The sequence below is a fragment of the Streptomyces sp. NPDC030799 genome, assembly GCF_055572255.1.
On sequence record NZ_JBVIDS010000011.1, the window covers coordinates 211,926 to 229,550 of the forward strand.

17 protein-coding genes and 7 pseudogenes are annotated in these 17,625 nt (G+C 66.6%); 6 read left to right on the forward strand and 18 right to left on the reverse strand.

The genetic code is table 11. The annotated features are described in order from the left end of the window. Positions 1 to 290 precede the first annotated feature (290 nt). From ACZ41I_RS27075 to ACZ41I_RS27100, 6 genes and pseudogenes are all read right to left on the reverse strand, one after another. Positions 291 to 911, reverse strand: coding sequence for a LysE family translocator (locus ACZ41I_RS27075; RefSeq protein WP_399774908.1), 621 nt, complete (start codon positions 909 to 911; stop codon positions 291 to 293). 127 nt (positions 912 to 1,038) lie between these two features. Beyond that, positions 1,039 to 1,248 (reverse strand): hypothetical protein, encoded by a 210-nt coding sequence (locus ACZ41I_RS27080; RefSeq protein ID WP_468515355.1) that lies wholly within the window; start codon positions 1,246 to 1,248, stop codon positions 1,039 to 1,041. Then, a pseudogene (locus ACZ41I_RS27085) lies at positions 1,244 to 1,513 on the reverse strand (transposase); the annotation flags it as partial. The gene ACZ41I_RS27080 and the pseudogene ACZ41I_RS27085, both read right to left, overlap by 5 nt. Before the next feature lie 212 nt (positions 1,514 to 1,725). After that, positions 1,726 to 2,229: a hypothetical protein gene (locus ACZ41I_RS27090; protein ID WP_468318675.1), complete on the reverse strand. Its 504-nt coding sequence runs from the start codon at positions 2,227 to 2,229 to the stop codon at positions 1,726 to 1,728. Between the two features lie 141 nt (positions 2,230 to 2,370). Continuing rightward, on the reverse strand, positions 2,371 to 3,510 hold the full coding sequence (locus ACZ41I_RS27095) for an NUDIX hydrolase (RefSeq protein ID WP_468515256.1): 1,140 nt from the start codon (positions 3,508 to 3,510) through the stop codon (positions 2,371 to 2,373). 309 nt (positions 3,511 to 3,819) lie between these two features. Further along, positions 3,820 to 3,951: pseudogene (locus ACZ41I_RS27100) on the reverse strand (transposase); the annotation flags it as partial. 84 nt (positions 3,952 to 4,035) lie between these two features. Here ACZ41I_RS27100 and ACZ41I_RS27105 point away from each other — a divergent pair. Both ACZ41I_RS27105 and ACZ41I_RS27110 read left to right on the forward strand, forming a co-directional pair. After that, the gene (locus tag ACZ41I_RS27105; RefSeq protein WP_363217270.1) at positions 4,036 to 4,542 is read left to right on the forward strand and encodes an NUDIX hydrolase; all 507 of its coding nucleotides are present in this window, start codon (positions 4,036 to 4,038) and stop codon (positions 4,540 to 4,542) included. A 73-nt stretch (positions 4,543 to 4,615) separates the two neighbouring features. After that, complete coding sequence (locus ACZ41I_RS27110; RefSeq protein ID WP_468515257.1) at positions 4,616 to 4,864, forward strand: DoxX family protein; 249 nt, start codon at positions 4,616 to 4,618, stop codon at positions 4,862 to 4,864. A 242-nt stretch (positions 4,865 to 5,106) separates the two neighbouring features. On the opposite strand, the gene ACZ41I_RS27115 is transcribed toward ACZ41I_RS27110, so the two are convergent. Further along, entirely contained in the window at positions 5,107 to 5,211 is a 105-nt protein-coding gene (locus tag ACZ41I_RS27115; RefSeq protein WP_468515352.1) for a DUF397 domain-containing protein, read from the reverse strand. 106 nt (positions 5,212 to 5,317) lie between these two features. On the opposite strand from ACZ41I_RS27115, the gene ACZ41I_RS27120 reads away from it, so the two are divergent. Beyond that, a complete protein-coding gene (locus ACZ41I_RS27120) occupies positions 5,318 to 5,716 on the forward strand; it encodes a transposase (RefSeq protein ID WP_468515258.1) in 399 nt (132 codons plus the stop codon). Here the strand turns inward: ACZ41I_RS27120 and ACZ41I_RS27125 are convergent. Continuing rightward, the gene (locus ACZ41I_RS27125) at positions 5,704 to 6,171 is read right to left on the reverse strand and encodes an SUKH-3 domain-containing protein (RefSeq protein ID WP_468515259.1); all 468 of its coding nucleotides are present in this window, start codon (positions 6,169 to 6,171) and stop codon (positions 5,704 to 5,706) included. The genes ACZ41I_RS27120 and ACZ41I_RS27125 overlap by 13 nt on opposite strands. Before the next feature lie 409 nt (positions 6,172 to 6,580). Between ACZ41I_RS27125 and ACZ41I_RS27130 the strand changes: the two genes are divergently transcribed. Beyond that, entirely contained in the window at positions 6,581 to 7,225 is a 645-nt protein-coding gene (locus tag ACZ41I_RS27130) for a LysE family translocator (protein ID WP_363217277.1), read from the forward strand. Between the two features lie 144 nt (positions 7,226 to 7,369). Here ACZ41I_RS27130 and ACZ41I_RS27135 read toward each other — a convergent pair whose 3' ends face one another. Further along, positions 7,370 to 7,828: a hypothetical protein gene (locus ACZ41I_RS27135; protein WP_399764914.1), complete on the reverse strand. Its 459-nt coding sequence runs from the start codon at positions 7,826 to 7,828 to the stop codon at positions 7,370 to 7,372. 79 nt (positions 7,829 to 7,907) lie between these two features. Further along, the gene (locus tag ACZ41I_RS27140; protein WP_468515260.1) at positions 7,908 to 8,294 is read right to left on the reverse strand and encodes a hypothetical protein; all 387 of its coding nucleotides are present in this window, start codon (positions 8,292 to 8,294) and stop codon (positions 7,908 to 7,910) included. Between the two features lie 372 nt (positions 8,295 to 8,666). Here ACZ41I_RS27140 and ACZ41I_RS27145 point away from each other — a divergent pair. Continuing rightward, positions 8,667 to 9,455: pseudogene (locus tag ACZ41I_RS27145) on the forward strand (IS5 family transposase); the annotation flags it as partial. 32 nt (positions 9,456 to 9,487) lie between these two features. Here the strand turns inward: ACZ41I_RS27145 and ACZ41I_RS27150 are convergent. The 7 genes and pseudogenes from ACZ41I_RS27150 to ACZ41I_RS27180 all read right to left on the reverse strand — a co-directional run bounded on the left by ACZ41I_RS27150 (position 9,488) and on the right by ACZ41I_RS27180 (position 14,889). Further along, complete coding sequence (locus ACZ41I_RS27150; protein WP_399775575.1) at positions 9,488 to 9,919, reverse strand: hypothetical protein; 432 nt, start codon at positions 9,917 to 9,919, stop codon at positions 9,488 to 9,490. Positions 9,920 to 10,061: 142 nt separating this feature from the next. Then, positions 10,062 to 10,151: pseudogene (locus ACZ41I_RS27155) on the reverse strand (IS5/IS1182 family transposase); the annotation flags it as partial. Beyond that, positions 10,145 to 10,273 (reverse strand): annotated as a pseudogene (locus ACZ41I_RS27160) (IS5/IS1182 family transposase); the annotation flags it as partial. The pseudogenes ACZ41I_RS27160 and ACZ41I_RS27155, both read right to left, overlap by 7 nt. A gap of 72 nt (positions 10,274 to 10,345) precedes the next feature. Continuing rightward, a pseudogene (locus ACZ41I_RS27165) lies at positions 10,346 to 10,429 on the reverse strand (NucA/NucB deoxyribonuclease domain-containing protein); the annotation flags it as partial. A gap of 399 nt (positions 10,430 to 10,828) precedes the next feature. Next, a complete protein-coding gene (gene fxsT, locus ACZ41I_RS27170) occupies positions 10,829 to 13,492 on the reverse strand; it encodes an FxSxx-COOH system tetratricopeptide repeat protein (RefSeq protein WP_468515261.1) in 2,664 nt (887 codons plus the stop codon). Positions 13,493 to 13,620: 128 nt separating this feature from the next. Next, positions 13,621 to 14,097 (reverse strand): hypothetical protein, encoded by a 477-nt coding sequence (locus ACZ41I_RS27175; RefSeq protein WP_468515262.1) that lies wholly within the window; start codon positions 14,095 to 14,097, stop codon positions 13,621 to 13,623. 82 nt (positions 14,098 to 14,179) lie between these two features. After that, positions 14,180 to 14,889, reverse strand: a pseudogene (locus tag ACZ41I_RS27180) (IS5 family transposase). Positions 14,890 to 15,666: 777 nt separating this feature from the next. Between ACZ41I_RS27180 and ACZ41I_RS27185 the strand changes: the two are divergent. Continuing rightward, on the forward strand, positions 15,667 to 16,545 hold the full coding sequence (locus tag ACZ41I_RS27185; RefSeq protein ID WP_468515263.1) for a sterol desaturase family protein: 879 nt from the start codon (positions 15,667 to 15,669) through the stop codon (positions 16,543 to 16,545). Between the two features lie 119 nt (positions 16,546 to 16,664). On the opposite strand, the gene ACZ41I_RS27190 is transcribed toward ACZ41I_RS27185, so the two are convergent. Next, entirely contained in the window at positions 16,665 to 17,504 is an 840-nt protein-coding gene (locus ACZ41I_RS27190) for a helix-turn-helix domain-containing protein (RefSeq protein WP_399764927.1), read from the reverse strand. Positions 17,505 to 17,625: the final 121 nt, after the last annotated feature.

The window sequence follows — 17,625 nt, forward strand, 5'->3', positions numbered from 1 at the left end:
CAGCAGAACAGGCTCAGGCCCTGACGGTCTTCGTCAGGCGCCTGTACCCGATACAGGGATTGCTGCAAGGCCAACGAAGCCGAGGAAATGCTCGGCCCTGCGCGCGTAGCGGCGATGCAGGCGACGGCACCCGGCGATGCGATGACGAATGCCACGCTCGCACAGCCAGCGCCGCAGGTAGGCATTGCCGTATGCCTCAGAGCCTTCGCCAGTAGGTAGTGGCAGGAAGAACGGTTGAGCACGTTACGCCTCGGCGGTCCGGTCGGACTTGACCACGGTGTCAGCCGTCGTCAGCTCTCGATGGCCATCCGAACACCAAGGAGGACCAGCACACTGCCGGAGACCCGCTCGAGGCGCTGGCGTACCTTGGCCCGGGAGATGATCTTCTTCATTCGGCCGACGAACCATACATACAGTCCGTAGTAGCCGACCTCGAAGACGGCCCAGATGGCCGCCAGGCCGATCATGGTGGGCAGATGAGGGGCGCCTGCGGGCACGAACTGTGGCAGGAAGGACATCGCGAACACTGCGGCCTTGGGGTTGGCGAGGTTCAGCAGGAGGCCCGAGCGGTACGAAGCCCAGCCCGAGCGCAGAGCCTGTGCATCCTGGCTCTCCTCTTCTCCCTGCTCGCCACGGGCGTCCAGCAGCGTCTTGATACCGAAGCCGACCAGCGTCACGGCACCGACGATCCGCATGATGTCGTACGCCAACTGGGAGGCCGCGAGCAGTGCGGTGAGCCCGAGTGCCGCAATGACACCCCAAATGAAGACGCCAGTCTCATTGCCCAGCACAGTGAGGAAACCGGCACGCCGGCTGCGCAGGGACTGTCGGATGATCAGCATCGTGCTCGGGCCGGGCGAGGCCGCGATCAGGGTGCAGGCGCCGATAAAGGCGAAGAGGGTGCTCAGCATGCGCCCCATCGTGGAGTCCCGCTGCCGATCATGTCCATCCGCCCCCTTGGCGGACGGGGGTGAGACCATCGGATGCGGTGGCTGCGGGAGCGGGTATGCCGGCGGTGAGTGAACCAGGCGCGGCGGATCAGGCTGCGGACGGTGATGACGGCGGCGGCGAGGGCGAGGAGATGCCACGCATCGCCGGCGGCGTGCGCTCCACCAACCAGCGGTTGTTGGCCTGGATGGGCGTCTTGGCGCCTCGTTCGGCGATCTGGGCGACTACTTTCCGGGAGGCCAGGTCATCGTGGACGACGCGGTAGTCGTAGCCCGCACCCGGGCTCAGCCGGGCCCCCATTGAGGGCGCGGACGCAGACGGAGTCGATCGCGCACCGTGACCAGTCCAGCCCGCCCCGGGGTCCGAGTTCGTCCAGGACCAGGCGGTGGAGCTTGGCCCACAACCGGGCCTCGGTCCACTCAGTGAATCGACGGAAGGCTGTCACGCCTGACAGCCCGAAGCCCGGTGGTAGTTGGTTCCAGGTGCAGCCCGAGGTGGCCACGAAGATGATCGCAGCCAGCACCTCGCGGTCCCCTCGCCGACGATGCCCTCCACCCTGCGGACGCGCCGACCGCTGCCGCGTCGCACCGGACGAGCGGCTGCGGGACGGGGCTGCGCTCGTCAGGACCTGCGAGGAACTCGTGACCGTCATCGACCTCCGCGGCGGGACTTCCCCCGCTGTTCCCCCCGCAGCGGGCCGTCCTCGCGCACACGCGTGCGGTCCGGCCGACCGGGCGCGGCAGGACAAGCTCGCGCATCGCCCGGCTCTGCCGGACTCTAATTGCGTGTCCGCTTCTCGATCTCCCGCTGTACGTGGACGATCGCGGTGCGCGCGGCTTCGAGCCTGATGCCCTGCACGCGGGCGAGAGCGAGGTGGTCGTCGAGCAGGCTCCCGTCCGCGGCGAGCTTGTCTGCGTGGTTCCGCGGCAGCACGTTCGCTCGGTAGCCCTCCAGCTCCGCGACGACCACACCGAACGGAAGGTCCGGGGAGCGCTGTTCGGCGATCCTGAGCCGGCTGACCACATCGACCAGCTCGCGCAACTCGTCCGTGAGGCCATCGACGGCCGTCGTGAGCGACAGCCGGTTCAGCACGAGGAGCGCATCGCTCGCCGTGTCGTAGTCGGGCTGGTGCCACTGGAGGATCTGGTCGCGGCGGCGGTGGTTGACGACGAGCCAGGTGCTGACGACCAGGGCGACGAGGGCGATCACCGCCCCCCAGGTCCAGGAGGAGGAGAAATCGCCGGCGCCGGAAGAAGAACTGGAAGAAGAAAGCGGCAGCATGGTGTTGTCCTTCCTGAGGATGGATGCTCACCAGGTCGCCTCTTCCACAGGATCTGGTGAGCGTCGGTGTTCTCCACACCGGTGCAACGGTGTGTTCCGGCCGCGGCCTCGGTCTCTCGCACAGTCCGGGGCCGCGGTGTTCTAGGGGATGCGGCGGCCGCGCAGATACGGCGGGTACAGCAGGTCCGCCGTGCCCCGGCGGAACAGGGCAGGCGGTTTCCCGGGCCCTGACCTGCGCACCTTGCCGGTCTTGAGCACGAAACCCTGAGTCTCGTCCACGACCTTGCGGTAGAAGTTCCCCGCGTTGAGCTCGCAGCCCCACACGGCCTCGTAGACCTTGCGCAGGTCAGTGATGGTGAAGAGGTCGTCGCAGAAGGCGGTGGCGACGGTGGTGTGTTCCAGCCGGGTCCGGAGGTGTTCAAGCCCGTGCCGGAGAATCTCGCCATGGTCGAAGGCGAGGCTGCTGTTGGGGCCCCACAGCGATTCCTCGACCTCGACCCAGTCAGCCTCGCGGGCGTCGCTCGCGCCGGTCACTTCCGGAGGATCCGGCATGACCGCCAGAAAGGCGGTCGAGATGATCCGGCCCCGGGGGTCACGCTCCGGGTGCGAGTACGTGTGCAGTTGTTCCAACCGGATCCCGGAGCCGTTCAGCCCGGTCTCCTCCCGGAGTTCCCGCTTCGCCGTGTCCTCCAGGGACTCTCCCGGCCGGACGAATCCGCCGGGCAGGGCGAGCATCCCGCGATACGGCTTCTTGCCGCGCCTCACGAGCAGGACCCGCAGCTGCTCCGAGCGGATCGTGAAGATCACGATGTCGGCCGTCGGCTGCGCCGCGACCCGTGGCCGCCTGACCGGAGCGGGTCCCGGATCGCTCCCGGCGATGATCTCCACCAAGCGGCGCGCATCGACGACGGTTCCCTCCGGGACGTCGATGGGCAGGTCCTTCGGCGGCTCCGCGTAGTAGACGGCCATGCCGCGTTCGTGGACGCGCCCCAGTTCGTACGCGGTGGTGCGACCGATGTATCCGCCGGGATTCACGACGTACACCAGGTCCGAGGTGAAGATCTTCGCAAGGGTCGCCGCCTGGAGGTCGTGGTTCGAGGACTCGGGCGGGTCGGAGGCGAAGCGCACGAACTCGTCCTCGTGGTTGACGATCTGGCAGTCCGGCGGGCTCTTCACGGTCAGCCCGGCTTTCGCGAAGGTCCGGGCGGCTGCCAAGACTTCGGGGTAGTGCTGGCGGAAGCTCCCGATGAGAGCGACGGAGCCCTTGGTGGAGATACGCATAACGAGACTGTGCCAGCCGAACACCGCCGATCCGAACTCCCAATAGAGCCTCCCTGACAAGAACCCGGCCGTTGTCCGAGGTGAGAGCCGGTTTTCCGACAATGTCTCAGAACGAAAAGAACCAGCGGAGGTTGACGGCCACGCCTGTCGCGACACCAGGGCCCTTTGATCGGGATGCACCATTCGAACGACCAACGACCGAGCCGCCCCGGGCCATCCGCCAAGCTGCGGACGAGGTTTGACGGCATGACTTGCGGCCCGCGGGTGACACAGCGCTGAACGCCCCGCAGCCGGCCTCACGGAGCAGCTACGTTCCGGCAGGTCCCGCCACGGCACCCCGGTCCGTATCCGGTGCAGTATCCCGTTGATCACCTGCCGGTGGTCGCGCCAGCGGCCGCACCGGCCGTTGTTCACCGGCAGCAGCGGCTCAAGCCGCTCCCACTGGCCGTCCGACCACTTGCCTCACCCCTCCCTGCTCCGGTCAACGCGCCAGGAGGGTGATCGGTACGCCCCTACAGTGGGGCCATGGCAGCAGACCAGCACCCGGATGTCGTCATCAGCAGCGGCGTCGAGATGCCCGTCCCCTCCGACGGCGAGCTGTGGGCGGTGGGAGCGGTGATCCTCGACGAGCAGGGCCGGGCCTTCGCCCAGAAACGCAGCCCCGACCGGCGGCTCTTCCCTGACTGCTGGGACATCGTGGGCGGCCACGTCGAGTCCGGCGAGACCCTGCTGGACACGCTCGTGCGGGAGGTCCGGGAAGAGACGGGGTGGCGTCTGCGCCGGGTCCGGTGCCTGCTCAGCGTCACTACCTGGACCGGCGACGACGGCGACGGGCTGCGGCACGAGGCCGACTACCTCGTTGAGGTCGACGGGGATCTTGGCCACCCCGCCCTGGAATGGTCCAAGCACACCGCCTATGACTGGTTCGGCCCCGAAGACCTGCACCGGCTCAAGGAGAACCGCGCCCCCGGGGAGTTCCTCATCCACGACCTGGTCGCCGCGGCGCTACAAGACCGCCCGGACATGCTCTAGTGCTCTGCGCGGCCAGGGTGCCTGACTGCCCGACTTCATCGGCCACGAGTACCCCAGGAGCCAGGCGGACAAGTTGCGCGTGCCCCGGTCCTGGATGCGCCCGCTGGGCACACTGTTGGCGGCGGGCGCGCTGGGACTGCTGGCCGGGTTCGCCGTGCCGGTCCTCGGCACGCTCGCCGCCGCCGGTCTCGTGCTGTACTTCCTCGGTGCGCTCTGCGTCCACCTGCGGGTCCATGACTACCGGTTGGCGCCCTGGGCCGCGTTCTTCTGCCTGCCTGCGGCAGCCCTGGTCGTGAACCTGGCCTACCACGGCTCCTGGTGACCCAGTGGTGAATCGGGACCCGTCCCTCAGGAGGAGCTGCACCGGCAGGAAGGGCCGCAGCCGTTCCCATTCCGCGTCAGACGCCACGCTGATCGCGCCCCGTGCCCCGTGCCCAGTGCAACGGACCCGGATCCAAACCACGTCACATGATCGCCCGGCCAGCTCCTGGTGGTTGCTGTGTGACGAACCTTGATCAGGCAGAACGGGTCAGACGGCGCCGAAGGTTCCTTCCTTGACACCCATCAGGAAAGACGAGAAAGAGCCGGCGGGAAGCTCAGCACCGGGCCGCTCGGAACCTTGGAATCACGGACGGGGACCAGGCACGTTGGATTGTGGGAGGAGATCAGAAAGCAGGACTGCCCTGACGGCTACGGCAACGTTCGCACCTACGTGAGCAGGACTCTGCGCGGCAAACCCCAGCCGGTCGGACCCCGGCCGCCATGGGTCCGCGCCGTGACCCGCTGGCTCCTGACCCACACGGACGCCCTGGTCGAAAGCGACCGGATCCAGCTCAAGGCCGTGCTGGCCAACTGCCCCCAGCTGGACGTCCTCGCCAAGCACGTGCGGGCCTTCGCCCCCATGGTCACCGACCTGCAAGGCGACCAACTGCCGGAGTGGATCGAATCCGCCAGAGCAGCTACCGGCCTGCCCAGTCTCAGCCGGTTCGCCCAGCACCTCGAACGCGACCTTGATGCCGTCGTCGCCGGACTCTCCCAACCGTGGAACTCCGGTGTCGTCGAGGGCCATGTCAACCGGATCAAGATGCTCAAGCGCCAGATGTTCGGTCGCGCAGGATTCGAGCTCCTGCGCAAGCGAGTGCTGCCCGCCAAATCACCATATCAGTGGGCCTGATCCGACTGTCTGTGATCGTCATCGATCCTGCGGGGCATCACGCCGAGGATCAGATTTTCGAGGGCGTGCGGCATCGGCCCGAAGCTGGCGACCCAGGTCTCGACAAGGTAGATCTCACTGTCCTCATCGATACCGAGAAAGAATCGGCCGTGATCGAGCTCGCCGAGCGGAAAGAGACGTCTCCCCAACGAGTCGCTCCATTCGGAGAACCGGTCATCCTCTCCCCAAGCCAGCTCCGGCTCCAGCTCGAACGGTTCCCGGGCGCGGTTGATTCCCGGGCCGCCGATGCTCACGGTCAGCCCTCCGAACTCCTGGAGGAACCTCTCGGCAGCGTCGTGCATGACGATCCCGACCGCTTCGAACCTGGACCGCCAGCCCGTCGTGTCGACCCGCCTGCCCGCCGTCCATCCAGAAGCCTCCAGGACTTCCAGCACCTCCGGCGACCACTCGTTCATGACAGGCTCAGCCCCATGGCTCGAAGCATGAGGTGATCATCCCAGTAGACGACCCAAGGGAACAGCGTGTGACCGCACCACAAGAAGTGGGCCAGAGCCGGTTCGCGGATGTCGTTTCGACGTGGTCCGGGGAGTCACTCGCGGGGGTTAGCCATGATCAATGCCGCTCTGCCCGCTAGGACCTGTCCGGCCGATCACGCGGAGAGCGTCGACGTGAGCGTGGGTGATCCGGTTGCAGTCGTTGATGTCGTCGGCCGGCTGGAGTCAGGGTGCACAGAGACACCGAACGGCAGGGCCGTATCCTGAGGCAGGCGATGCAGGCACCGCCGATGCGTCGCAGCCGCCCGTCGAGCCGGGCGCCGCCCCACTCCGGGTACCTGGTACCCGGCAAACGATCAGGAGTTGACCGGTGATCAGTCTGGCCGCAGTAGGGGGAGTGGCCCTGGTCGAACTGGGCATGGCTCTGACTCCGGGACCGAACATGATCCACCTCGCCTCTCGCGCGATCACTCAAGGCCGCAGGGCGGGTCTGGTCAGCCTGAGCGGGACCGCCGTGGGATTCCTGTGCTACCTGCTGGCCGCGGCCGCGGGCCTGTCCGCGTTGTTCGCCGCCGTGCCGCTGGCGTTCACGGTGGTCAAGCTCGCCGGGGCCGCCTACCTGGCCCACCTGGCCTGGGCCATGCTCAAGCCCGGTGGCCGCTCACCCTTCGCCCCGGCTCAGGACCTGCCTCCGGTCTCTGACGCCCGCCTGTTCTCGATGGGGCTCCTGACCAACCTGCTCAACCCCAAGATCGCTCTCATGTACGCCGCTCTTCTGCCCCAGTTCATGGATCCGCAGGCGGGCCCGGACTGGGCGCAACTGCTCCAGCTCGGTGGTGTGCAGATCATCGTGGGGATCTCCGTGAACGCTCTGATCATGCTGGGCGCAGCACGGGTGTCGGGGTTTCTGGCCGCCCGGCCCCGCGTGATGACCGCTCAGAGGTTCGCGTCAGGCGGCTTGCTCGGCGTCTTCGCGCTGCGCACCGCCCTGTCCCGTACGCCTGTCTCGGCCTGAGCCATACCCGCGCCCCTGACGCCGGTAATGCTGGGGTCAGCCGAACATGTCACAGTCCGCCCGCTGCCTGGAGTGACGAACACGGAGAGCGGGCGGCAGTGCCCGTCCACGCTCGGGGCGGGCGTGCGCAGGGCGCTGTGGCGGTCAGGTCTGGCACTGGGAGGTCGCGGCGCCGGTCCAGTTGCTCCAGGCGCCTCCTGCGGGTTTGACGTGGACGCGGATCTCGACTTTGGCGTTGACGACGAAGCAGACGCGGGTGGTGCTGCCGATTTCGGTGGGGCCGGTGGTGGTGCGGCGGGGGACGAGGGTGCGTCCGTTGCCGATTTTGACCCAGTGGCCGCCGGAGACGACGCGGAAGAAGGCTTCGTAGTCGACGTAGGCAGCGTGGGGGCGGGTGTTGGTCAAGACGACGTGGGCTGTGATCTCGCGGGTGTAGATACGTCCTTCCTTGCCCTTTTCGGCGCTGATGCAGCCGTTGGCGGCGATGCCCTGGGTGGAGACGGATCCGCCGCAGGCGATGGCGGCGGCGTGGGCGTTGGCGGCGGGAAGCAGCAGGGCGAGCGCGGTGGCGGTGGTCAGGGCTGCGGTGCGCGTCAGGCGCATGGGGAGGTCCTTCCGGCGGAGGGAGGTCTCACACCACGAGATCTTTTCACGCACCGCACCCGTGCCGGCCTGCTGGTGGTTAGGAGGAGTATCTCTGCGGCTCAATAGCCTTGAGCAGGCACTCGCGGTCGGCCCCGCTGATCAGCCCGCCCGGAAGAGTCTCGTCCGCCAACAAGGCGCGCAGCGCGGAAGCGTGTGCAGCGAAGGCGGCCCTGCACCATTCGCGTTCGGGGTGATCGCATTCGTTGCCGAGCAGCAGGACCTGGCGTTCGTTGTCCGCGTCGACAAGTTGAGACAGCTCCGCGGCAACGACCAAAAGGTCGACCAGGCCGGAGCGCACCGCGATGTCAGGAAGGGCTGCCAGGCGGATCAGGAAGGGCAGGGCGGCCGACATCGCGGGGCTCACGTGAAAGACGCTGTTCAGCAAGACGTTGTCCAGAACGCGCAGGGCCTCGGGGCCGGCCACCTGATCGAGGAGACCACGGAGCAGGGCCGGGAGCCCGGCAGGGCACCCGGGGATCTGTGACCAAGCGACATCGGTGCAGCCCAGAAGCGCGGGGTGGTCGTCAACTTGCCCTGTCTGCGGGTATTCGCGGAGGAACCGAGCGACGGCAGCCTCCTTGGCCGCCGTATCCACTACGCACATCCTCTGCCCCTGCCCTAGCTCGCACGACATCGCCCCGAACGGCGTCCACCGGATGAAACTCTTCCCAGGGCGAGCGCCGAAGGCAAGCGCCGAGGTCACATCCGATGCCTCCTCCTCTGGGGATGGTGCCGTGACACCGCATTTCGGGACAGTCCTGACAACGGCTAACAAAATGAGATGGATCGGCATTGGTTGCCGTGTCCGAGGCGGGAGTTGAACGTTCGGCTCGGCGTGGGGACATCGCCGTGGATCGTGTCGGATGAGCTGTGGGACCGCCTGGAGCCGCTGCTGCCGCAGCGTGAGCGCCGCTTCCGGTATCCCGACCGCAAGGCATTACCGGACCGGGAGGTGCTGTGCGGGATCCTGTACGTGCTGCACACCGGCGTCGCGACGGCTGCGGGACTGGAACGAGGCCGGCGTGTGGCAACCGCTCCACGAGGTCCTGCTGACCGAACCGAACGCAGCCTCGCGGCTGGACTGGTCCCGCTGAGTGGTCGGCTCTTCCCATGTCAGGGCGCTAAAAGGGGGAGCCACACGGGCCCCTCGCCGGTCGACCGGGGCCGGGCAGGATCGAAACACCACCTCATCACCGACGGACACGGCACCCCGCTCGCCGTCCTGCTGACCGGTGGCAACCGCAACGACGTCACCCAGCTCCTGGCCTTGCTCGATGCGATCCCGCCGGTCCGCGGCCGGGTCGGACGACCGCGCCGCAAACCCGACTCGCTCTTCGCCGACCGTGGCTACGACCACGACATCTACCGAGACCAGGTCCGCGCTCGCGGCATCGTGCCGGCCATTGCCCGCCGCGGAACACGACACGGCACCGGACTGGGTACCTACCGCTGGGTGATCGAGAGAAGCTTCGCGTGGCTGCACGGCTTCCGACGTCTGCGGATCCGATGGGAACGCAGAGCCGACATCCACGAAGCGTTCCTCAAACTCGCCTGCTGCCTGATCACACACCGACAACTCAGCTCAGTGCGTCAGCCGTTGCAAAGGAGAGGGAGCGGCTACCCCGGAGGCAGCGCGCGCTCCCTGCGGTTGCGCTTCTCCATAGCCGCGCCCACCCAGATGCACCAGGCGACGCAGCTGGCCAGGAGGAGGAAATAGGTCATGAATCCGTTGGTGTCGCCGAAGAGCCACAGCACCAGTGCGGGGGGCCCAAAAACGATCAGCGGGCCGATGACCCACCAGGTCAGATATGTGCGCAGTATCTCCCCGCCGACGAGCGGCGTCTCCTCGTGCACCGCGTAGTGGGTGACCGAGGTACTGCCGTTCCCGTACTGTGTGTAGGACGAGTCGCCGACGGTCAGGCGATGCCGACGCAAGGGGATCACCGGCAGAAAAAGCAGCACGGCCCACTGGGTGGCGTGGTGGCTGCCGTCACGATTCGGGTAGCTGAAGCCCCGATACGTGGTGCCGAATCCGTTCCACGTCGACATTCTTCGCATCCTCCTCGTCGTCTCCGGCCTGAACTGTCTCACGTCTGGTGGGATTGGGGGTCGGATCAGCCGTGATCCGTACGTCGTAGGGCCTGTCCAAGCAGCCGAACCCTCTGGAGACCGAGGGCAAGGCCAAGTACGCCGGCGGGATCGCGTCGAGCAGGGGCAGCAGTTGGGTGCCGTCGCTGCAGTTGCCGCCGGTCAGCAAGATCGCGAACGGGGTGCGTCCGGCAACGGCTTACGGCCCGGACAACGGAAGCGGCGCTCACACTGCCGCAGCAGCGGCTCCAGGCGGTCCCACAGCTCATCCGACACGATCCACGGTGACGCCCCCACGCCAGACCGAACGCACATCTGGCCGCGCCATGCGGTGATACGTCCGCCCTGGGCCTTATTCTCGCTGACCTTTGCCCAGGTGATTTCCCGTGGGTTGGCGGGGAGGTGGGTGCCACCTTCGTAGGTGGAGGCGAACGGGTGCTCGTCGCACGAGGTACGGCCGGCGCGCTGCATGTCCGGTGGTGCGGCACACGGGCACACCGCTTCCGGTTCTTGTCCTCCTGCGTCTTGTTGATCACCCAGTGCAGGGGCTGAGAATTGTCAATTCCTGTGGATCAGTTGCCTCGCTTGCGCCCTGGGGGCGGCGGGGTGCTCGACGAGCTTGACGACTATGGTGACGACGATGCCATGACAGCGGAGCTTCAAGGTGTACACCCGAAGCCCGCGTCGGGATCCTGCATCGTGATCCAGTTCCTTCCATTGTGTGGCTTTACAACCGCTAACACAATGAGGTGGATGGCTGGGACCGCCCGCCTGAAGCGTCTGCTACTGCGGCGTGAACGACGCACCTGGGATCGGCGACCCTGAGACGCCTGACCGCCAGGCACCTGTCTATCAAAGACCAGGTGATCTTCATGTTCTTCCCCACCGAGCGAGGAAATTCCGGAGGGTGAGGGTGTCGGGGTGGTCGGGCCCCAACACTCGTTCCATGTCTGCAAGCAGCCGCTCGAACGCAACAACCGCTCCGGCCGCATCCCCAGCCTCCCACCGCGCACGGGCGAGGAGATCCCGGAGGGTGAGCGTGTTGGGGTGGTCGGGCCCCAACACTCGTTCCATGTCTGCAAGCAGCCGCTCGAACGCAACAACCGCTCCGGCCGCATCCCCAGACCGCCCCCGCCAGTACGTCAGGAGTGTACGAGCGGTGAGGGTGTCGCGATGGTCGGCGCCCAGCACACGCTCTCGGCCTGAAAGAAGGTGCTCCAAGGCAGCAACGAGGCCGGCCATGTCCCCAGCCTCCCTGCGCAGACGTGCGATGTTGTCCCAGGTGTCGAGGGTGTCAGGGTGGTCGCGTCCGAGCGCACGCTCCTGGTCTTTGAGTAGCTCTTCGAAGGCGGTGAGGGCGCCAGCCGCATCCCCAGCCTCCGCTAGCCAGTAAGCGAGGTGGTTCCGCGTGTTGAGCGTGTCGGGATGGTCAGGCCCCAGCACACGCTCCTGGTCGGGCAGCACTTCCTTCGAGGCGCGGATGGCACCAGCCACGTCCCCCGCCCACGCTCGGCAACGGGCAAGGCTGAACCGGGCGGTGAGGGTGTAGGGATGGTCGGGCCCCAGCACACGCTCCTGGTCCGTGAGTAGCTGCTCGAATGCGGCAGCGGCACCGGCCGCATCTCCAGCCGCCCCTCGCCAGTACGCAAGATTATGCCGAGCAGTGAGGGTGTCAGGGTGGTCGGGCCCGAGCAACCGCTCCTTGTCTGCCAGCAGGTGCCCCAAGGCGGCAGCGGCACCGGCCGCATCCCCGGCCTCCCCCCGCCAACAGGCTAGAAGGCCCTGAGTACTGAGGGTGTCAGGGTGGTTGGGTCCGAGCAACCGCTCCCGGTCTTTAAGTAGTTGCTCGAATGCGGCAGCAGCGCCAGCCGCATCTCCAGCCGCCCCTCGCCAGTACGCAAGATTATGCCGAGCAGTGAGGGTGGCTGGACGGTCCGATCCCAGCACCCGCTCTAGACTTGGGAGCAGTTGCTCCAAGGCACTGACGGCGCCGACCGCATCCCCCGCTACCCCGCGCCAGTTGGCGAGGGAGGCCCGCGTGACGAGGACGATGGCGTCATCCGAACCCAGCACCCGCTCCTCGTCGGGAAGCAACTGTTCCAGAGCGATGGCCGCGCCGGCCGGATCCCCGGCCTCCCCCCTGATGGAGGCAAGGTGGTGCCTGGTGCGAAGGGTGTCAGGATGATCGGGCCCCAGATACCGCTGGATGGTGTCGCTCATGCGCTGGTAGTAGCCATGTGCGGCCGTGGCCTGGCCACACTCCCGGAGACTCCTACCAATACGGAAAAGCACTCGGTGGGCATCGGACTGGTACAAGGCATCTTTCGCATGGAGAATGAGCGCCTCGGTGTTGGCGCGGAGGCTCTGAGCAAGCGAGGCGTCGCGTTCGATCTCGGGCCAGGCAGCGATCAGGGCGTCAGCGGCCGTGCGAGCGAGTTGGCCATGCTGGTCAGCGAGGAGATTTTCTCGAATGGCACGCTGGACCAGCTGGTGGATGCGGACTGCTTGACAGGTGCTGCCAGGAGTGTGGTCGACCAGGCTGAGCCGATGCAGGGCCCGCAGCGCCTGAATAGCGTCCTGGGCGGTGACCTCTACGACATGTGCTTGCCCCAGGGTCGCGATGGTGCGGTCCTGGCTGAGGTAAGCGAGAGCTGGCTCACTGACCAGGACGGGTTCGGGGATGCCGTTGGGGTCAAGCATTGCGGCGAGCTGCAACATGGGGCGGGCCAGTCCTGCCGGCGGGAGCCGGTCAGCGCGCTGCAGAGACAGTGACCACGCGGCGGTGACGGTGGAGGTCTGGTCGTCAGGCAGTCCGGAGCGGTCGGGCAGCGCACTCGTGAGGCCACGGTCACGATCTGCAAGCAACGCGCGATACTCGCTGCAGTCCAGACCGGTATCAACGAGGTAGGCAACGGCTTGGGCTAGTGCCAGCGGCAGGTGCCCGAAGCTGTCGGCGAGGCCGGCGAGCTGGTCGATGGACTCGTGGCGGCCGTGGCTGGCCAGAGCGGTGGTGAGATAGGAGGTCGCCTCGTCCACCGTGAACAGGCCGACCGGCACCAGGCGGGCATGACCAGTGAGAGCGGCATCGCGGCGGCGGGTAGTGATCAGGGTGTTGCCGTGCGTGCTGCTCGGAGGCCACAGGCCGCGCAGGTCGGCTGGGTCGGCAAGATCATCGAGTACCACCAGCCAACGGCGCGTCATGCCAGGCTTGGGCTCCAGCCAGGCCAGGAATGCTCGTGCTGCGGGCTCTGGGTCGGTGGGCTCGGCGCCAAGTACCTCGACCGCAGTCTGGGCATAGCTGGCGATGATCGCGTCCCGGCTGGCAGCCGTAACCCATACCAGCAGGTCAAGCTGCCCCGTCTGCAACAGAGCCCGGGCGTGACGGGCAGCGAGCTGGGTTTTCCCGACTCCGCCCAGGCCTACCAAGACCTGGATGCCGCCGCCTCCCGAGTGCTCCAGTTGCCGGGCCGTGGCGCGGTCCTGGAAGTTTCCAGCCGGCCGAGGCAGGGCGCCGACCTGGTGGGGCCAGGTCACGGGAGGCCGCGGTGCGGCGTAGTAAGTGACCTTGTCGATCCGCGCGGCGGCAATACTGTGATCGCTGGCCGTAATACTCCCTAGCACACCGAGAACGTCGGCTGCCGGGGTTTCACTTGCCGGTCCGCTCAGTCCTGAGGTGGATCCGGCGTCGGATGAGGGCCGATCTGCGCACCCCCGTGAATGACCCCAGCCGCGATCGAGCCGCCGTCAGCGCGGATCCCCACATGCCCCCCCACGGCCATCCCACCCGCTCCGGCACTCACCTGAACCTTTGGCACGTGCTCAGCCAACAGAGAACGAAGCTGCTCGGCGGCCTGGTCACGCTCCGCCTCGTCCAGATGCTTCAGTGCGGCCTCGATGCGGGCCTGCCAGGAGGCCTCCTCACGGATACGGGCCCGCTCAGCCTGAGCCGGGTCAGCGACCTGCAGGGCGGCTGCCGTCTGGTCGAGCCGCTCCAGCTCCGCCAGCTCCCACTCAGCGTCGCCCCTCCCGAACCAGCGCGCGACCGCCTGCCGGAACCCAGTCCATGCATCCGTACCCGCCGCCTGCACCACCGCAGTGCCCCCAGCCGCAGCCAACGCCGTCAGCGACTCCACCAGCATCTTTCCGGCCTCCTCACCTCAACGGCCTCTCTCAAACCGTAACGCCACATGCAATACCCCGCAGGTCAGCGCCTTACAGCGGCTAACGCAACGACCTGAGTTGTCGGTGGGTGATCAGGCAGCAGGCGAGTTTAAGGAAGGCTTCGTGGATGTCAGCTCGTCTCTCCCAGCGGATGCGGAGGCGACGGAAGCCGTGCAGCCACGCGATGGTCCGCTCGACCACCCACCGGTAGGTGCCCAAACCGGTGCCGTGGGGTGTGCCGCGCCGAGCGATGGCCGGGACGATGCCTCGGGCGCGGACTTGGTCGCGGTAGATGTCGTGGTCGTAGCCGCGGTCGCCGAACAGCGAGTCCGGTCTGCGACGGGGCCGACCGACCCGGCCGCGGATCGGTGGGATTGCGTCGAGCAAAGGCAGGAGCTGGGTGACGTCGTTGCGGTTGCCGCCGGTCAACGAGACGGCAAGTGAGGTGCCGCGTCCGTCGGTGATCACGTGGTGTTTAGAGCCAGCCCGCCCCCGGTCGACCGGCGATGGGCCCGTGTGGAACCCCCTTTTAACGCTCTGACGTGGGAGGAGTCGACCACACAGCGGGACCAGTCCAGGCGTGCGGCAGCGTTCAGCTACGCCAGCAGCACCTCGTGCAGCCGCTGCCAGACGCCGGCCTCGTTCCAGTCCCGCAGGCGCCGCCAGCACGTCATGCCCGAACCGAAGCCCAAATCAAACAGATAGTCGCGGCGCGGATTTTTCGCATCTCGCGAGTGCATGGGCGGGGCGGGCGGCCGCGATGGGATCATAGGTCGGGCGCGGGATGCACTCCCGACGGAGGACGGCCGTGGCCCGCCCCAATAAGAGCCGTAGTAAACAGCCCGGCACCGATGGGGGATGCGGTACCGGACCTGCGAATCACCGTGTTCGCTGGTACCGGAGTAATTGTCAAACAGTGTGGTTGACGTTCACGGCCGCCTCCCCGTTTCGGAGGCCACAGCCGCTCATCAAGTCGACGATCAGCATGGAGGGATCGCGCGCAGTTTGCCGAAGGCGTTGGCCTGGGTGGCCAGACCCGCACCGTTGCGCTCCATGAGGCGGAGGTGAAGCCGTCAACCACCTTGTGGTCGAAAGAGTTCATCCGTCGGCTGGCGAGCGCCGGATGGAAATGGTGCTCCAGGAGGGAGTCGAGGTGTCGCACCGACGCGACAGACAGGTGCCGTTGCCCGGCCTCCACTCCTCGACGTACTCCTCGAACCTCATCGACCCGTACTTCTGGATGCGCTCCGCCTTCGACTGAGACCGCGGTGCCGCCTTCTTCTCAATTGTAGATCTCCGTCAAACGCCCAATGACCTTGTCGCGGACCACGAACCCCGACTCCTCACATCTGCTTGCCGGCCGCCGACCGGTACCGGATCTTGTAGGTGTGGGGGCACTTCGACCGCCGAGACCGCGGATGCTCCGTCGCCCGCACCCTCATCTGCTCGAGGAGCCAAGGGCGGCCGCACTGCCGCAGCAACACCAGGCACCGAACGGGCAACATGAGTCAACCCCCGAGCGGGAGGCCCGCCTATCATTCCTGTCCATGTCAAACCTCCCCGACGTCGTATTCTGGTCCATACCCGCCTTTGCTCTGCTAACCGTCGTCGAAATCATCCTCGTCCGGTTGCACCCCGACGAGGAGGACGCCGGATATGAGGCCAAGGACGCGGTGACCAGTGTCAGCATGGGGCTCGGCAGTCTCTTCTTCGGCTTCCTGTGGAAGTTCCAGGATGTCGCGATCTACAGCCTCATCTACGAACTGACGCCGCTTCGGGTGCCGTTACTGTGGTGGACCCTTCCGCTGATGCTGATCGCGCAGGACTTCTTCTCCTACTGGTCCCACCGAAGCCACCATGTCATCCGGATTCTGTGGGCCTGCCATGTCGTCCACCACTCCAGCCGGAAGTTCAATCTGACCACCGCGCTGCGCCAACCCTGGATGACGTTCACCGTCGGGTTCTTCTTCCTCCCGATGGTCGCTGTCGGTGTGCACCCGGCGGTGCTGGCATTCTGTTCCTCCTTGAACCTCGTCTACCAGTTCTGGGTTCACACCGAGCGCATCGACAAGATGCCCCGATGGTTTGAGTTCACCTTCAACACGCCGTCGCACCACCGTGTGCACCACGCGTCCCAGGGCGGCTATCTGGACCGCAACTACGGCGGGGTCCTCATCGTCTGGGACCGGCTGTTCGGAACGTTCGTCGCGGAAACCGAGCGGCCCGTTTACGGGCTGACCAAGAACATCCGGACGTACAACCCCCTGAAGGTGGCCGCGCACGAATACATGGCCATCGCCAAGGACGTCAAGATGGCCGACGGTTGGAGCGAGCGGGTCGGTCGCGTGTTCCGCAACCCCGGGTGGAGCCCGCAGGACGGGAAACCCAGCTGGGCTCCGTCCATGGCCAGGGAACCCGTCGAGTGAGACCGCTACGATTTTCCGGTCAGCTTCCGCTGAGGCGCTCCGGGATCGATGGCGGATCCGCCTGTCCCGGAGCGCTTCACCGCCACAGGGTGTGACCGGGGGACATGGCTCCGGGAGTCTCAGGCCGGAAGGGATCGCTGCCGGTACTGCAGCGGTGAGCAGCCCAGGTGTTTCTTGAAGACGCGGGCGAAGTTCTCCGGATTGGGGAAGCCGCAGCGGCTGCCGACCTGGGATATGAGTTCGTTGCTCGCGGTGAGGAGACGACACGCGGTTTCGATACGTAACTCGGTCAAGTACTGTACGGGCGTTTTTCCCGTGGCGGCGGCGAACTGGCGTACGAAGTGGTAGCGGCTGAGCAGGGCCTCTTTGGCCATGTCTTCGAGTGTGATATGCGACGCCAGGTGGTCGTGCATGTAGTTGGTCACTGCGAGGAGTCGCTCCGGATTCAGGCCCGGAGTCTCCGACTTCATGTCCTGGTGCGGGTGGAGCAGATGGGCAGTCAGGTAATGCGCCGCTCTGTACGCGTAGTGCTCACCCACCCCCGCATGGTGGGCGCGGAGTAAACCGGGGGCCATGGCCGCCGCCACGGGGTCGAAAACCCGTGGAGTCTCCAGGGCCGACAGATCACGCAGGGTGACTTCCGGATGTTTGTCTGCGTAGCACCGAAAGTGCTGCGTGGGCAGGGCGATGAACGCCACCTCGACTCGTTGTTTCCCCGACCGCGGCCGCCAGAGCCGAACCGCGCTCTTGTCGACGAGGCGAGAGGTGTCTCCGCACGCGAGTGTGGTCTGGTGCCAGCCTGAACCGTCCGGGTATTCACACTGGCATAAGCCTTGCAGAGGAGCCACGATGGTGAACCAGTCCTGGCGTGGTTGATAGGTCAGACGTCCCTGATCAGGGATCAATCGCCTCTCGATGGTCAGGGAACTCCAAGGCGGGATGCCGCGGGGGTCGGCCATTTCGTGTCGCCTTTCTGGTAGCTACTGCTCGGGCACCCACTACCTGAGAGCGTTCTCACGGTCTGGTTGAGTGGGTGAGATCGCTGGTTATCGAGTGGTGGAGATCTCCGACGGGTGCGGT

Excerpts from the sequence above, each read along its gene's own strand:
- ACZ41I_RS27075 (WP_399774908.1), bottom strand. The coding sequence starts at position 911 with ATGCTGAGCACCCTCTTCGCCTTTATCGGCGCCTGCACCCTGATCGCG.
- ACZ41I_RS27080 (WP_468515355.1), bottom strand. The coding sequence starts at position 1,248 with ATGGGGGCCCGGCTGAGCCCGGGTGCGGGCTACGACTACCGCGTCGTC.
- ACZ41I_RS27090 (WP_468318675.1), bottom strand. The coding sequence starts at position 2,229 with ATGCTGCCGCTTTCTTCTTCCAGTTCTTCTTCCGGCGCCGGCGATTTC.
- ACZ41I_RS27095 (WP_468515256.1), bottom strand. The coding sequence starts at position 3,510 with ATGCGTATCTCCACCAAGGGCTCCGTCGCTCTCATCGGGAGCTTCCGC.
- ACZ41I_RS27105 (WP_363217270.1), top strand. The coding sequence starts at position 4,036 with ATGGCAGCAGACCAGCACCCGGATGTCGTCATCAGCAGCGGCGTCGAG.
- ACZ41I_RS27125 (WP_468515259.1), bottom strand. The coding sequence starts at position 6,171 with ATGAACGAGTGGTCGCCGGAGGTGCTGGAAGTCCTGGAGGCTTCTGGA.
- ACZ41I_RS27135 (WP_399764914.1), bottom strand. The coding sequence starts at position 7,828 with ATGCGCCTGACGCGCACCGCAGCCCTGACCACCGCCACCGCGCTCGCC.
- ACZ41I_RS27150 (WP_399775575.1), bottom strand. The coding sequence starts at position 9,919 with ATGTCGACGTGGAACGGATTCGGCACCACGTATCGGGGCTTCAGCTAC.
- ACZ41I_RS27175 (WP_468515262.1), bottom strand. The coding sequence starts at position 14,097 with ATGCTGGTGGAGTCGCTGACGGCGTTGGCTGCGGCTGGGGGCACTGCG.
- ACZ41I_RS27185 (WP_468515263.1), top strand. The coding sequence starts at position 15,667 with ATGTCAAACCTCCCCGACGTCGTATTCTGGTCCATACCCGCCTTTGCT.
- ACZ41I_RS27190 (WP_399764927.1), bottom strand. The coding sequence starts at position 17,504 with ATGGCCGACCCCCGCGGCATCCCGCCTTGGAGTTCCCTGACCATCGAG.